At 39.5% G+C, this 13890-nt stretch carries 16 protein-coding genes; 7 read left to right on the forward strand and 9 right to left on the reverse strand.

What is annotated here, in order from left to right; all coding sequences use genetic code 11:
* Positions 1-28 precede the first annotated feature (28 nt).
* On the reverse strand, positions 29-787 hold the full coding sequence (locus tag IO68_RS22925; RefSeq protein ID WP_023013064.1) for a class I SAM-dependent methyltransferase: 759 nt from the start codon (positions 785-787) through the stop codon (positions 29-31).
* A 99-nt stretch (positions 788-886) separates the two neighbouring features.
* On the reverse strand, positions 887-1564 hold the full coding sequence (locus tag IO68_RS22930; protein WP_023013065.1) for a DUF1345 domain-containing protein: 678 nt from the start codon (positions 1562-1564) through the stop codon (positions 887-889).
* Between the two features lie 184 nt (positions 1565-1748).
* Here IO68_RS22930 and IO68_RS22935 point away from each other — a divergent pair, with 184 nt between their 5' ends.
* From IO68_RS22935 to IO68_RS22950, 4 genes are all read left to right on the forward strand, one after another.
* On the forward strand, positions 1749-2297 hold the full coding sequence (locus IO68_RS22935; protein ID WP_023013066.1) for a TetR/AcrR family transcriptional regulator: 549 nt from the start codon (positions 1749-1751) through the stop codon (positions 2295-2297).
* Positions 2298-2309: 12 nt separating this feature from the next.
* Complete coding sequence (locus IO68_RS22940) at positions 2310-3956, forward strand: MFS transporter (protein WP_023013067.1); 1647 nt, start codon at positions 2310-2312, stop codon at positions 3954-3956.
* 29 nt (positions 3957-3985) lie between these two features.
* Complete coding sequence (locus tag IO68_RS22945; RefSeq protein ID WP_023013068.1) at positions 3986-5155, forward strand: HlyD family secretion protein; 1170 nt, start codon at positions 3986-3988, stop codon at positions 5153-5155.
* Between the two features lie 65 nt (positions 5156-5220).
* Positions 5221-6087 carry a 1-aminocyclopropane-1-carboxylate deaminase/D-cysteine desulfhydrase gene (locus IO68_RS22950; protein WP_023013069.1) on the forward strand — a complete coding sequence of 289 codons (867 nt, stop codon included), beginning with the start codon at positions 5221-5223 and terminating at the stop codon, positions 6085-6087.
* 41 nt (positions 6088-6128) lie between these two features.
* Here the strand turns inward: IO68_RS22950 and IO68_RS22955 are convergent, their stop codons facing one another.
* On the reverse strand, positions 6129-6494 hold the full coding sequence (locus IO68_RS22955) for a DUF4870 family protein (protein WP_007480977.1): 366 nt from the start codon (positions 6492-6494) through the stop codon (positions 6129-6131).
* 142 nt (positions 6495-6636) lie between these two features.
* On the opposite strand from IO68_RS22955, the gene IO68_RS22960 reads away from it, so the two are divergent.
* The gene (locus tag IO68_RS22960; RefSeq protein ID WP_023013070.1) at positions 6637-7833 is read left to right on the forward strand and encodes an NAD(P)/FAD-dependent oxidoreductase; all 1197 of its coding nucleotides are present in this window, start codon (positions 6637-6639) and stop codon (positions 7831-7833) included.
* A 32-nt stretch (positions 7834-7865) separates the two neighbouring features.
* Here IO68_RS22960 and IO68_RS22965 read toward each other — a convergent pair whose 3' ends face one another.
* The 3 genes from IO68_RS22965 to IO68_RS22975 all read right to left on the reverse strand — a co-directional run bounded on the left by IO68_RS22965 (position 7866) and on the right by IO68_RS22975 (position 10282).
* Positions 7866-8045, reverse strand: coding sequence for a hypothetical protein (locus IO68_RS22965; RefSeq protein WP_004881297.1), 180 nt, complete (start codon positions 8043-8045; stop codon positions 7866-7868).
* Between the two features lie 245 nt (positions 8046-8290).
* A complete protein-coding gene (locus tag IO68_RS22970) occupies positions 8291-9853 on the reverse strand; it encodes a mechanosensitive ion channel (RefSeq protein ID WP_007480974.1) in 1563 nt (520 codons plus the stop codon).
* Between the two features lie 228 nt (positions 9854-10081).
* Positions 10082-10282 carry a hypothetical protein gene (locus IO68_RS22975; protein ID WP_004881301.1) on the reverse strand — a complete coding sequence of 67 codons (201 nt, stop codon included), beginning with the start codon at positions 10280-10282 and terminating at the stop codon, positions 10082-10084.
* A gap of 208 nt (positions 10283-10490) precedes the next feature.
* On the opposite strand from IO68_RS22975, the gene IO68_RS22980 reads away from it, so the two are divergent.
* On the forward strand, positions 10491-10913 hold the full coding sequence (locus IO68_RS22980) for a hypothetical protein (RefSeq protein WP_017196615.1): 423 nt from the start codon (positions 10491-10493) through the stop codon (positions 10911-10913).
* Positions 10914-10958: 45 nt separating this feature from the next.
* Here the strand turns inward: IO68_RS22980 and IO68_RS22985 are convergent, their stop codons facing one another.
* Entirely contained in the window at positions 10959-11720 is a 762-nt protein-coding gene (locus IO68_RS22985) for a ferredoxin--NADP reductase (RefSeq protein ID WP_023013071.1), read from the reverse strand.
* An 84-nt stretch (positions 11721-11804) separates the two neighbouring features.
* Between IO68_RS22985 and gigC the strand changes: the two genes are divergently transcribed.
* The gene (gene gigC, locus IO68_RS22990) at positions 11805-12689 is read left to right on the forward strand and encodes a LysR family transcriptional regulator GigC (protein ID WP_004881307.1); all 885 of its coding nucleotides are present in this window, start codon (positions 11805-11807) and stop codon (positions 12687-12689) included.
* 12 nt (positions 12690-12701) lie between these two features.
* On the opposite strand, the gene IO68_RS22995 is transcribed toward gigC, so the two are convergent.
* Both IO68_RS22995 and IO68_RS23000 read right to left on the reverse strand, forming a co-directional pair.
* Positions 12702-13406: a cold shock domain-containing protein gene (locus IO68_RS22995; RefSeq protein ID WP_023013072.1), complete on the reverse strand. Its 705-nt coding sequence runs from the start codon at positions 13404-13406 to the stop codon at positions 12702-12704.
* Positions 13407-13490: 84 nt separating this feature from the next.
* The gene (locus IO68_RS23000; protein ID WP_023013073.1) at positions 13491-13784 is read right to left on the reverse strand and encodes a cold shock domain-containing protein; all 294 of its coding nucleotides are present in this window, start codon (positions 13782-13784) and stop codon (positions 13491-13493) included.
* Positions 13785-13890: the final 106 nt, after the last annotated feature.

Consider the following 13890-nt stretch of genomic DNA (forward strand, 5'->3'; position numbering starts at 1 on the left):
AGGTCAGCTCTGACTTATTCCTTAGTTTCTATTTAGACAAAACTAGATAAACAACGTCACTGGTAAATGAACCATCCGACTGAACTTGATAATATTGTTGGGCTTGATCAGATGCTTTGCTTTGTAAATATCGAATGGTCTGCACAGCATGAGCTGGCGTTTGCATGCGCTCCGTCCAACTTTGAAACTCTAAATTCAAGGATTGTTTTTCAATCGTTTCAACTTTAAATCCTGCATATTCTGCAAAACGCATCCATTCTTGCAAACTATAATTTCGAACATGACTCGGATCACGAATCGTTTCTATCGTCTGAAAAAATGTATCAATAACTGGATGTGAATTGCCTAAAATATCAATAATAATGGCTTTACCTGATGCTGTTAATACACGGTGCACCTCACTCATGGCCTGCGCGACATTTTGCCAATGATGCGCTGAATAACGGCTAATAACACAATCAAAACTGCCATCGGCAAAAGCTAAAGATTCTGCTGCACCTTGCTGCCCTACAACATTTTGCAATCCTTTTTGCTGTGCTTGAGACACAACCAATTCAACCATCGACGGTGTTAAATCATAGGCTTTTACTTGTTCTACATGTGGTGCAACTTGATAGCTAACATGACCACCACCACAGCCTAAATCTAAAACTCGTTTTAATTGATGTGCTTGAATACACTGCTGCATTTTCTCAAACTCGATGCCCTGTGCATGCACTGAACTATTTAAATAAGCTTGAGATTTGTCTTGATATTGCTGCTGATTAACATGATGTTGGGTGTTCATTATTATTCCAGAAACAATCGTGGTGTTTTTAAAATAGCCAACTCATTACAAAAATAAAAATGATGAATTTTAATAAAATTAATAAAAATAAGTTATCAATCAAAACCCGATCAGACTTGCTGCAACATTGATTGCGACCGCCAAAATCACCGTATTAAAAATAAAAGCCAGCACACAATGAAAAATATTAAGATGCCTGACTTGAGAACTGGTAATCGAAACATCAGCTGTCTGCGCCGAGGTACCAATAATATAACTAAAATAAATGAAATCGAGATAATCAGGTTGTTCTGTTTTAGGAAACTCCAAGCCAGTCTCATCTGAATGACTTTTTGCAAGGTAATAATCATGCGCATAATGAATAGCAAATAAGGTATGTAATAACAACCATGTAGAAAAGATTGTCCCGATTGTTAGTAAAATTAGAATACCTTTCAAGACGGCATTATCTTTGGGAACATGACTCAACTGCACCACAATTGAAATAAAACACACGACAATCGCGATTAATACAGCGACCAAGATCATCCATTTGCCTTCATCTTGCTGTTTCGCTCGCTCAAGAATATGTGCCGCGTCTAAATGCCACATCATTTTCAGCGTCAAAAATAAATACAGCCAAATCGCAATATTCCATCCCAGTTGCAAGCATGTTGCCCAATGCCACTGAGTAAAAAAATGCAAAACTGCATAAATCAACAAACCCAATGAAAAAGTTGCTGATAAATATGGGCGGTGCTTCACCCCTCTGGCGAAACGAGATGCAAATGCTCGCATGATCGACCTATCTATTATGTTTTTACTAAAATTATTTCTTCTATTTTTAGCACTGAATCTCGCTGAATAATTGAGTTAAAAGCTTTCTTTTACTGAAACTAAACAAAATAAAGAAATGCTCCATATTTACATCGGACAAAAATGTCCGTTAAATATTCGTTAAGTTTCTAATCGAATTTCTCTCATGGTCAAACGTCAACAATTGGCAGCTCACAATCGTGATGAATTACTGAATGCTGCTGAAGAAGTCTTCAGAGTACAAGGCGTTCATGTGCCATTACAGGTGATTATTGATCATGCAGGTGTTGGCCGAGCAACCTTTTATCGAAACTTTGCCGATCGTAAGGCACTGATAGCAGCATTATTAGAACGTGCAATTACACGTTTAGAGCAAAGAGCACAGGCTTTGATGCCCTATGACGATGGTTTCATTCGTTTGATTGAAAGTAATTTGGAACAACTTCCTCAGCTCGTTGTACTGATTGATTACTGGCGCATTATTGATCGCCAAGACCCAATCATGCTAAATATTTATGAACGGCGAGATAAAGCATTACAACCACTCATTGATCAAGCTATACAACATCATTTATGCCGCCCTGATTTAACCTCGCAGGATTTTGCGATGATCACGGCGATTTTAGGTTCTTCATTTCAAGGACATACTGCTGCCGATCAAGTTAGGCTCGCTAGACGTGCAATAGAATTATTATTAAACGGCATTAAAATTTAGTTCGAGGATAATATGGATAAAACACCTCGCTATCTTGAAACCCCTCCAAACTGGTCTGTGGATGAGCGTCCAACTTTGCCCGGATCACCTGCGGCTATTGCCCATGCAACACCGAAGCGCTTGGCCTATTTTGTTATTGGTTTATTTATCGCGATTGCAGCTAGTCTAAGTAACGGCTTTATTGTTGCAAACTTACCCATTTTTCAGGGTGAATATGGCTTAACACCATCACAGGCAGCATGGTTACCTGCTGTGTATGTGATGGCGAATGTCAGTTCCAACTTGATTCTATTTAAAGCCCGTCAGCAGTATGGTTTACGCTTATTTTCAGAAATTGGTTTGCTGGTTTTTATCGGCGTTTTGATTCTGCATATCTTTGTTAAGACCTATGAAATGGCACTTTTCGTGCGTTTCATCGCAGGTTTAGCTGCTGCCCCACTTAGTTCCTTAGGCATGTATTACACCATGCAAGCCTTTAGCCGTGCAGATATGCCGAAAGGGATTTATTTGGCTTTCGGTTTCCAACAACTTGGGCTGCCATTGGCTTGGATTATTTCGCCTTTTCTTTTGAGTGCGAATCAGTGGGATGTGATTTACACCTTTGAATTAGGCTTAGCAATTTGCTGTTTTGCAATGGTCGTGTCGCTCAAACTACCACGAAGCTTACGTTTAGATGTTTTCGAGAAACAAGATTTCTTTACCTTTGCTTTACTCGCACCTGGTTTTGCTTGTTTATGTATTGTTTTAACTCAAGGCCCTATTCTTTGGTGGTTCAATAGTCCATGGCTGGCCTATACCTTGATCGTGGGTTTTTGCCTCATCGTACTTGGCCTAACCTACGAACACTATCGTAGTAACCCACTGATCATGACTCGATGGCTTGCAGCAGGAGAGTTATTAAGCTTTATCGTGAGTGCCTTTGCTCTACGCTTGTTAATGTCGGAACAAAGCTATGCCGCAGTAAACTTTTTAAAAACTATGGGAATGGGACCTGACCAATTTGTGCCACTTTATGTTGTGATCTTCTGTGGAACGATTGCTGGTTCAGTTTTCAGTGCGATTACCTTTCATCGCGAGCGTTTGATTTTAAATTTATTCCTCGCCGAAATTTTAATTTTAATAGCTTGTGCATTGGACTATCACCTAACCAGTGATGTCCGTCCAGCAAACTTTTATCGTAGTCAATTCTTAGTGAGTTTTGCAGGCGGTGTATTCATTGGTCCACTGCTACTAATGGGTTTCATGCGGACATTACAACGTGGTCCACAATATGTCGTGACCTTTATCGTGTTGTTCTCGGCAACACAGAACTTTGGTGGTTTGGTTGGCTCATCATTTTTTAATACCTACCAACAACACCAAACCAATAATTATAAAGTTGAGATCAACAGCAACTTGGATCCAACAAACCCACTTGTCGCACAACGTTTACAGACTTATCAGCATAGTGCCATGGTTACAACCAATGATCCTGTTTTGCAAAGTAATCAAGCGGCTCAGAACTTAAATAAAGTCGTCACTCGTGAAGCACAAGTTCGTGCCTATAACGATGTGATCGTACTGAATGGCATTTTTGCCGTCATTTTACTGCTATGGGGCTTGTTTAAGTATGTACGCAATAAGTACATCACCCGAAGAAATCTGCAAGCAGCAAATTAACCCTTATAGTATTTGATTGAGAAAAAATTATGTCAGACGAAAATCAAGAGAAACCCGAAAATCAGGCAACCCAAGTGGAGCAAGCCAAAGCGGAGACGGAGACAGCGAAAGCATCTGAAACACCAAATCAATTGCCTCCTCCGCCACCTCCTCCAACGAGTAAACTGATTAAAACCAAACGCTCAACCTTGTGGTGGATGTTATTGGTATTGCTGGTCGGGATTACCATTATTTTATGGGCTTGGAGAATTGGGCCATTCCATACAGCTGTTGAACAAACAGATAACAGCTATGTAAAAGGAAAAACAACGATTCTCTCGTCGCAAATCAATGGTTATATCAAAGATGTGTTAGTCAAAGATTTTGATCACGTTAAGCAAGGTCAAGTACTAATGCATATCGATGCAACAACCTATGACCAAAAAGTGACTCAGGCTGTTTCTGGCGTAGAACAAGCACAAAATAGCCTTGCTAATCAAACTCAAGCGATTGCACAACGCCAAGCAGATGTGGTTTCGGCACAAGCAAAACTGGATCAAGTGAAAGCACAATACGATTTGTCTGTTGCACAGCTTAAACGCTATCAACAACTTGGAAATAGTGGTGCTGCTTCAAAATCTGAACAGGATAAAGCTGCGGCAGATGCACAAAATAATTTGGCTTTACTAAAACAAGCTCAGGCCAATATTTTAGTTGCTCAAGAAGCGTTAAAAACGGCTCAAGTTGCCGAGAGCGGATTAAAAGCGCAGGTCAATAGTGCTCAAGCTCAATTAGATCAAGCCAATACCACCAAGGATTACAGCACAATTACTGCGCCGCTTGATGGTCAACTAGGTGAAGTCAATCCTCGAGTTGGACAATATGTGGCTGCTGGAACACAACTACTGTATTTGATTCCTAAACAAACTTGGGTGATTGCCAACTTTAAAGAAACCCAAATTGCCAATATGAAAATTGGACAAAAAGCCTATTTCACAGTAGATGCACTCAATCATCAAAAGTTTACAGGACACGTTGAGCAAATTTCTCCTGCTGCGGGTTCAGAGTTTAGTGTGCTTAAACCAGATAATGCGACGGGTAATTTTACCAAAGTCGTTCAACGTATCTCAGTACGTATCACGATTGATCCAAATCAAAAAGGTATCGAAAACTTACGTCCAGGGATGTCTGTGATTACCTCAGTCAATACAGATTCCTAAAGCCTACTGACAGTCTCAATCAAATACATTTACAATGTGATCAAACCGATTTCTGATGTTGAAACATGTTTGATCACATTGCTTTTCCTACCCCTTATCAAACATTAGATACCCCATATCCTGTTCAGATTACGGTGAAGCGCCTTGACCTCATTCATCCTCAAATCTCAGGAAATAAGTTTTTTAAACTCAAATACAATCTACTCGAAGCAAAGCAACTAGGTTTTAAGCAAATCCTTACCTTTGGCGGTGCTTATTCAAATCATATTGCAGCAACGGCGTATGCGGCACAGTTATTCGGTTTTCAAAGCATCGGCATTATTCGTGGTGATGAGCTACACACACAATCACTCAACCCCACCCTGCAAAGCGCAAATGATTTTGGTATGCAACTTCGTTTTGTCAGTCGAGCTGAATATCGACTACGGCATGACACGGATTATCAGCTACAACTAAAACAACACTATCCTGATGCGTATATCATTCCTGAGGGTGGAACAAATACATTTGCACTCAAAGGGACACAAGAGATTTTATCACCCGAAGATCAAACAAATTATGATGTCATTTGCTGTCCAGTAGGTACTGGCGGAACGATTGCAGGAATCATTGAAAGTAGTTCAGATCGGCAACAAGTTTTGGGATTTTCTGCATTAAAGGGTGAGTTTCTACGGCACGATATTCAACAATGGACTGATAAACTTAACTGGTCACTCACCGATCAATATTGCGGTGGTGGCTATGCAAAGACCTCTCCTGAGCTGCTGCAATTTATGCTGCAATTTGAACAGCAATATGCCATTCCTTTGGAGCAAGTCTATACCGCTAAAATGATGATGGGCTTATTTGATTTAATTGGAAAAAATCATTTTCCTACTCACAGTAGAATTTTAGTGATTCATACAGGCGGGTTACAGGGACGCGTCAAATGAAAAAGCCGCCCGCAGGCAGCTCTGATTTTTTAAAATGAAACTTAAAACCAACCATCTCCAATCGGTTTGTTATCCATAAACACGACCAAGCCTTTGACAATTCGATAAATAAACCAAATCGAGGCTGCAAGTAAAACAGGTATGCCAATCAAAACAAATGTCAGGACAAAGCCAATCAGTCCAGCGATTAAAGTAATCCAAAATGTTTTTATCTGCCATTCAAAATGACTCTCAAGCCATGTGCCTTTAACCTCATCACGCTTGATATAATTCATAATCACAGCCGCAATACTGGTCAAACCGACAAAAATACTGGCAGCGTATAATCCATAGGCAATCAGTGTGTATTGTCTCAATTGATCTTGTTTATTTGGCGAAGTATCTTCTAAAAATGTCTTGTCATTCATTATTCTAATCCCCTCTATCGAGACCAACTTTATAACATGCTTTAATTTTAAAAGTATATTTTTTAACCCAACAATCAACATACTCAAAATGCTTTAAATCTTTTATAATTGCCCGCTTTTCATATTCGATTGAGTATTGCTCATGGTTCATCAAGTGGATGTTGTCGTTTTAGGTGCTGGTGCATCGGGCTTGATGCTGGCTGCTGAAGCAGCCAAACGTGGGCGCTCCGTGGTGGTACTCGAAAAAGCCAATAAAGTAGGCAAAAAGATTTTGATGTCTGGTGGTGGTAAATGTAACTTTACCAATCTTGATGTCGAACCATCCAACTATCTTTCAGAAAATCCACATTTCGTAATTTCCGCATTGACTCGCTACACCAATTGGGACTTCATTGGAATGGTCTGCGAGTATGGCATCGAATATGAAGAACGTAAGCATGGTCAGCTTTTTACGTTAAAAGGCGCAAAAGAAATCCTAGAAATGCTGCTCATAGAATGTGAAAAAGCGAAGTACGTGAATATTCAAACGCATTGTGAAGTTCAGGATGTTCAACCCAAAGCTGATTCAGGTTTTATGATTGATACCAATCAGGGAACTTATCAATGTGAATCTCTCGTTGTCGCAACTGGCGGTTTATCTATTCCGACTTTGGGTGGTTCTGGATTCGGCTATGAGCTTGCACAACAGTTTGGACACCATGTTTATCCAACCCGTGCGGGATTAGTTCCATTTACCTTTTCAGATCAGTTTAAAGAAGTAACAACTCGCTTGAGTGGTAATGCTTTAGATGCAACGCTGATCAATGACCGTCATCAATTCACCGAAGCCCTACTCTTTACACATCGTGGTTTAAGTGGACCAAGTTCATTGCAACTGTCTAACTATTGGCATGTCGGTGAAAATTTTAAAATTGACTTCTTCCCAAGCCAAGATTTAACTGAATTTTTTAAAGAAAAGAAAAAAGCGCAACCTAAAGTTCTACTCAGGACTTTATTGAATGAATTCACTGCGAAAAGTATTGTCTTAGAATTACAGCAACTGATTTGGGCAGAACAAAGCGAAACCGCGATCAGCAATATTAGCGATGCTCAGCTTGAACACATTGCAACACAACTTCATGCATTTTCAGTAAAACCATCTGGTACTGAAGGCTATCGAACAGCCGAAGTCACACTAGGTGGTGTCGATACCAGCGAAGTGTCATCTAAAACGATGGAAAGCAAAAAACAGAAAGGCTTATATTTTGTCGGCGAAGTACTGGATGTGACAGGTCATTTAGGCGGATATAACTTCCAATGGGCATGGTCATCCGCACAAGCTGCTGCTCAATTCGTTTAATTCCAGTGTCGATTCGGCAGATTATGATGGATTTAACTGTGGTGGTCTGAGGAATTGGCTGCCTCTGAAGAAGGTGCTTGCTGTGCATTCGAAACCGTCTTCTCTTTGCTTGGACTGGATTTAGCAACCACAAATTTATAAGCACTAGCTAAAAAGCCAACAGTGATTCCAGCAATAATAATTGGCGCAAATACGCGGTTAGGCTTCTTCATTTAATTCTCCTATAGACTTTTTATTTAGAGACTATTGATACTTTATCTATAAATGAATTGCATTTTAGGTCAAGTTTTTCTTTCTAGACATTTTAACACTCAAAAAAATTGCTTTATATCTGAATAAAATGTCACTTAACTGCCTTGTCGCAATACCCAATAGTGACCAATAGCGCGAATACAAACAAAACGACCACCCTGCTTAGAGTGGTCGAATTGATTAAAAAAATCAAAGATTATTTTTACTATTCATCAGAATATGGCGACGATGGCGGTGTAGATGTCGGGTTTACACTCGATGTCATTTCATTCTGTTTCAGCGGATTAGGCTGTTTTCCTTCAGCTTTCGCTTTGTCCAACAAATCACCTAACAAACGCTCAGCAGGCTGACGACCACCTAGACCGAATGCCAGTGCGAACGCGACTGCAACTGAACCCAACGTTAAACCAAATGCTAAATTGACGATAGAGTCTGCAATGCCCATGGCTTTTAAACCCATCGCAATCACTAAGCCCATGATCAAGATACGAACTAGATTTCCCAACCAACGAGAACTATTGTATTCACCACGCTGAACCACGTTTGCAACAATGTTTGCTAACCAGAAACCAATCACTAAAATCACAGCACCAAGCAAGATATTTGCACCGAAATGGATGAACATTGCAATGAGTACACTCACCTGCTCAAGTCCAAGACGATTTGCAGCTTCTGAAACAGCAAATAGCATTGTGAAGAAAACAATCAAATAGCCAACAATATCCGAAACGCGTGTTTGACCAAGGAAACGTTGTAAATCCAATTTCATTGGAATTTCATCAACGCCTGCACCCGAAATTAACTCAGCCACTAAGCGTCCAACAAAACGGGAGACCACATACGCTACGATTAAAATCAAACCAGCAGCAATAATTTGTGGTATCGCATGCATGATCTCATTCAACATTGCAGTTGCTGGTTGAGAAATAGCTTCTATACCCAATGCTTCAAATGCAACGATTAACGTCGTGATAATAATGATCGCGAAAACAAAAGAACCTAAGAACTTAGATACGCTTGAGCTTTTAAATAATCCAATTTTTTCAGCTTGTGCTTGCAAACCCAAACTATTGGTTAAGCCCTCAACAATACCGCGTACAATTTTTGCAAGAATATATCCGACAAAAATAATTACGCCTGTGATGAATAAGTTCGGAACAAAAGCAATTGCCTCATTGACCATGTTTTGAACAGGGATCAATAAACCTGTTAAACCGAGAATAGAAAGCACAATTGGCAAGAATAATAGCAACACTAACCAATAGAAAATCTCGCCAATATTACTACTCAGCGAACTGACACCAACTTCACTACTTAGTTTTTCATCCAAGTCCGTTTTAGCCAATACATTGGTCAATCCAACTCTCACGAGACGAGCAATAATCCAACCAATAAAACCAACAGCAACAGCAGCCAATAGATTTGGTATATAGGCAAGCACTCGCCCGACCATATTACTGAATGGGTCACTTACACCACTAATATTTAATACGTTTAATGCTCCAACGACAGCGAGAATCATAACGAACCAAAACACCAGTTTTGAGATTAGATTTTCAATGTTTGAAGGATGGCCTGTAGCCGACGACAATTTATGATTGGTATCAAGTTTTTGTAATAACTTCTTCACGCCAGCGGCGACAACTAAAGCAATAATCCAACCTAATAGTAAGATTACAACTGCCGCTAAAATCGGATGAAATTGATCCCAATAATACATTGCATCAAATCCCCCTCTCTGAGATGGACCACCAAAAAAATCATTCATATGTTTTTATCCTTATGTCGTGTTTTAAAGTAAAACCCAGCTACCCACGATTATTCTTTGAACGAATAACAAGAATTATGGATGCCTAAACCTTAGTTTTTGTCTATTTATCAATCAATAAATGGCAGCACTAATACAACAAAAAGCACTCAAAAATAAGCAAAAAAGCCCACCAGTTCACACCAATGAGCTTTCAAATCAATTTAAATGGTCTGAAAGTATGATTGGCTAAGCATTCAATAATGCCGACTGCAAATGTGACATCATCACTTGTGCAGTTGGATTTGCAGAATGGTCAGCAACCATATAAACAAGTAAAGCGATCAGAAATATTCCAACAATGATTAACATATACACTGGCAATTTCCGTTTTTTCGCAATTTCCTCTTTGCTCGCCACATGAGGATGTGGCTTACTAAAATCATGCATGATAGCAACCCCTCATCTTTTATTTCTCACGTAATCATCTTAGCAATAGGCTTTGTTGCATTGTGTGAAAAATCTTCGGACTATCGTTGTTTCAGTTGCAGAACTCTACTTTTTCTCTTTTACATTATTGTATAAAATATAGGCGCTTTTAGAATGCAGTAAAAATAAGCTATAATGTTCGATTGCCGTTTCTTTAATGTTTTGCTCTATGTCCTACAGCCGAGAAAGTGTTTCTCTTGATTTAGACACTGATGTTACACATCAATGTTTTTTGCATCACACCCGTGATGAACATTTGATTGGGATTATCGAGTTTAATAAACCGAGCTATATATTAAAGTGGGGAGATCTAGAATATTTCCGTCGTCGTACAGAAGAGTTTTCTGTGATGCCACTACCTGATTGTATCAACGCGATGATCGTTGATATTCGCAATGTACAGCCATTTTTAGACAATGAAGTGCCGATTCTTCCTTGGCGTTTACTTGAAGAAGACTGTCCTGTGCGTTTGGTTGTTCCACAAGAACGGTTAGAACATTATATTGGTTTATTTGAACCGACTTGGCTCACGACTGACGTTGATACCGCCATTCAAGAAATCCGTGAATTTATGGATATGTTTGTTCATTAAACATATCCATCATCCCTAACCTATAGCAGCCTTAGCGCTAGTTCATTACCAATAATTCTCTACTGCGATATTTCCTTCACCACGACGATTCATGGTTAAACCGCGTTGTTTAAGCGCCTCTTTGGTATCCTCCACCATTTGAGGATTACCACAGAGCATCACATGACTAGTTTCAGGATCGAGTGCTAAGCCTACAGACTTTTCTAGTTCACCATTTGCAATCAGAATCGGTAAGCGATCATGTAGTGCTGCATTTGGATCACGCGTAATGATCGGAATAAATTTGAATCCTGAATGTCCTTCACCAAACATTTCAGCAATTTCCTGAATCCGCTCAACGTAAGCCAACTCTGAGGCTGTACGCACGCTATAGACTAAATTGATATGCTGATATTTAGTCCACGTCTCAAAATCTTGCAACATAGATAGAAATGGCGCTAAACCCGTCCCTGTGGCCAGTAACCATAAATCTTGCGGTAACGGTTGCTGATAACGCGCCAATGTTAAATAGCCATAAGATATTTTTTCAAGATAAAGTTCATCGCCAACACTGAGGTGTTGCAAATTCGAAGTGAAAGCACCATCAGGAACAACGATTGAGAAGAACTCTAAGGTTTCATCAAAGGGCGAAGAAACAACAGAATAAGCTCTCACCACTAGTTCGCCCTCGACCATCAAGCCAATACGGGCAAACTGCCCCGCAGTAAACTTAAAATGTGCTGGGCGGGTCATCCTGAAGCTAAAAAGATTGTGAGTCCAACGGTGTACAGATAAAACTTTTTCTACGCTAAATTTTTCAATTGACATGATTTGAACGTGGCACGAAACAGTAAGCTCATGTTAGCATGATCGAATAATTGATGGATACTCAAAACATTAAGGCTATTTAACATGCGCATGACCTTACGCCAATTGGCTGTTTTTGTGGCGGTCGCTCAGGAAGGAACCGTAACCAAAGCTAGTGATGCTGTCCGACTCACCCAAAGTGCGGCAAGTATGGCCTTAGCTGATTTAGAAGATGGTCTTGGTGCACCTTTGTTTGATCGCTTAGGCAAACGATTACAACTCAATGATTTGGGACGTTTCTTACTCCCGCAAGCTTTAGAAATTTTAGGTCGTTGTGAATCATTCGAGCAAGCAGCTAAGGGTGAATTGCAAAGCATTGATTTACGTCTTGGTGCGACACTCACCATCAGTGATTATTTAATGCCTGATCTGATGGCTGATTTCTTACAGCGCCATCCACAAGCACATCTACAGTTACAAGTCGGGAATACCCGCCAAATGATTGAAGCGGTTAATCAATTCCAACTTGATTTAGCATTGATCGAAGGTTCATGCCATTTACCACAATTACAGTGCATTCATTGGCGAGATGACGAGTTGGCTGTGTGTTGTGCACCTGAACATCCATTAGCACAATTAAATCGCCCAATCACACCCACTGATTTCCATGATGTTGAATGGATTTTACGTGAAGAAGGTTCAGGTACTCGAGAAGTATTTGATAACGCGATTTTGCAAGACCTACCTGATGCAAATATCCGTTTAACACTTGGTCATAACGAAGCTATTTTAAAAATCGTTGCAGGTGGCTTAGGCATGTCATGTGTATCAAGACTCGCTATTGAACCTTTAGCTGAAAAAGGACAACTTGTTATTTTAGATACACCATTTTGGCAGCTTACTCGCCCACTCTTTATGCTGGTACATCGTCAAAAATATCAAGGTCCTGGCCTAAAAGCATTTCTACAATTCTGTGAAGATCAGGTTTAAACCTGATCTTTTTTATCTCCAACGAGAATCATTTTCACACGGTTCTCCGTCATTATCACCATCCATTTTAGTATTCGGACAGTTTCTAACAAACCATCGAGCTTCCTCAAGCGACCTCATTTGTGAACAGTGCTGTCGTCCATCACAACTAAATTTTTGAGTTGCAGTTACAGGAGATGCATTAAACGTTTGTACTGACGGTGTTGGTGGGGCTTTCAAAGCGTGTTCAGTCTTTTCAGAAAGTTTCACTTCAGGTAATTCACCCACTGCTTCTCGTTGTTGCTCAACTATTCTTTTTTGCTCTTCAATTAATTGAGCCGTTTTCAATGCTTTGGCTTGTTGAAAAGTTTGATACTTTTGGAAAACGAGCCCTATTAAAATCGCAATGATAATAAGACCAACGATGGTAAATGTCAGCCCCTTTTTACTACTCTGAGTAGGTTTTAACATCAGCTTTGGATCACTTGCCCCATTATCAGAATGATTTGGATAGTTTGTACTGACTGTCTTCAAATCCAAGCGTACAATATTCGCCGCTTTAAATTTTCCATTATCCTCAACAATCAGAAACTTTAGCTTTTCACCAATCTTAGGTTCGCCTGCTGTTTTAGGAAAATCTTTAATATGGAAGAAAACATCAGCGTGATCACCATCAACGTCAATAAAGCCAAAACCTCTTTCTGAATTGTATTTTTTAATTTTTCCCTCAATAAACATCTTTCACACTCTATTTTTATATTGACACTATTCTAATAAAAAAGAGGCTAAAAAGCCTCTTTTTCCATGATATTTCAATGAAAATCAACGTCTAAAATTTGATAATAATTCCGAAGTAATCGCTTTATTATGATTTGAGATCTGAGTTTTCTTGGTTTTTGCTGGATTTGGATCAACACGCTCAATCTGAATCGCTTTAAACTTACCTTGATTTTCTACTACAGCAAATTTCACTTTTTCATTGCGCTTAGGCTCACCTTCTTCCGTAGGGAAATCTGAAATATGAAAAAAGACATCACCCTCTGTTGTACCGATAAAACCAAAGCCCTTATCAGGATTATATTGTTTTACTTTGCCTTGATAAAAATCTTGTTTCATGACGTTTACCCTACTTTTAAAAACCGATATTCATAGTATATAGAAAATAAAAAAGAGACTTTAGATCTCTCATAAAATTTATGACAGGATCACGTCTCTTTTATTT

Origin of the sequence: Acinetobacter sp. COS3, from assembly GCF_000475335.1 — a bacterium.
GTDB lineage: Bacteria > Pseudomonadota > Gammaproteobacteria > Pseudomonadales > Moraxellaceae > Acinetobacter > Acinetobacter venetianus.

Bases quoted from the DNA above. Each gene is read 5' to 3' on its own strand.
- IO68_RS22925 (WP_023013064.1), bottom strand. From the start codon at position 787: ATGAACACCCAACATCATGTTAATCAGCAGCAATATCAAGACAAATCT.
- IO68_RS22930 (WP_023013065.1), bottom strand. From the start codon at position 1,564: ATGCGAGCATTTGCATCTCGTTTCGCCAGAGGGGTGAAGCACCGCCCA.
- IO68_RS22935 (WP_023013066.1), top strand. From the start codon at position 1,749: ATGGTCAAACGTCAACAATTGGCAGCTCACAATCGTGATGAATTACTG.
- IO68_RS22940 (WP_023013067.1), top strand. From the start codon at position 2,310: ATGGATAAAACACCTCGCTATCTTGAAACCCCTCCAAACTGGTCTGTG.
- IO68_RS22945 (WP_023013068.1), top strand. From the start codon at position 3,986: ATGTCAGACGAAAATCAAGAGAAACCCGAAAATCAGGCAACCCAAGTG.
- IO68_RS22950 (WP_023013069.1), top strand. From the start codon at position 5,221: ATGTTTGATCACATTGCTTTTCCTACCCCTTATCAAACATTAGATACC.
- IO68_RS22955 (WP_007480977.1), bottom strand. From the start codon at position 6,494: ATGAATGACAAGACATTTTTAGAAGATACTTCGCCAAATAAACAAGAT.
- IO68_RS22960 (WP_023013070.1), top strand. From the start codon at position 6,637: ATGGTTCATCAAGTGGATGTTGTCGTTTTAGGTGCTGGTGCATCGGGC.
- IO68_RS22965 (WP_004881297.1), bottom strand. From the start codon at position 8,045: ATGAAGAAGCCTAACCGCGTATTTGCGCCAATTATTATTGCTGGAATC.
- IO68_RS22970 (WP_007480974.1), bottom strand. From the start codon at position 9,853: ATGAATGATTTTTTTGGTGGTCCATCTCAGAGAGGGGGATTTGATGCA.
- IO68_RS22975 (WP_004881301.1), bottom strand. From the start codon at position 10,282: ATGCATGATTTTAGTAAGCCACATCCTCATGTGGCGAGCAAAGAGGAA.
- IO68_RS22980 (WP_017196615.1), top strand. From the start codon at position 10,491: ATGTCCTACAGCCGAGAAAGTGTTTCTCTTGATTTAGACACTGATGTT.
- IO68_RS22985 (WP_023013071.1), bottom strand. From the start codon at position 11,720: ATGTCAATTGAAAAATTTAGCGTAGAAAAAGTTTTATCTGTACACCGT.
- gigC (WP_004881307.1), top strand. From the start codon at position 11,805: ATGCGCATGACCTTACGCCAATTGGCTGTTTTTGTGGCGGTCGCTCAG.
- IO68_RS22995 (WP_023013072.1), bottom strand. From the start codon at position 13,406: ATGTTTATTGAGGGAAAAATTAAAAAATACAATTCAGAAAGAGGTTTT.
- IO68_RS23000 (WP_023013073.1), bottom strand. From the start codon at position 13,784: ATGAAACAAGATTTTTATCAAGGCAAAGTAAAACAATATAATCCTGAT.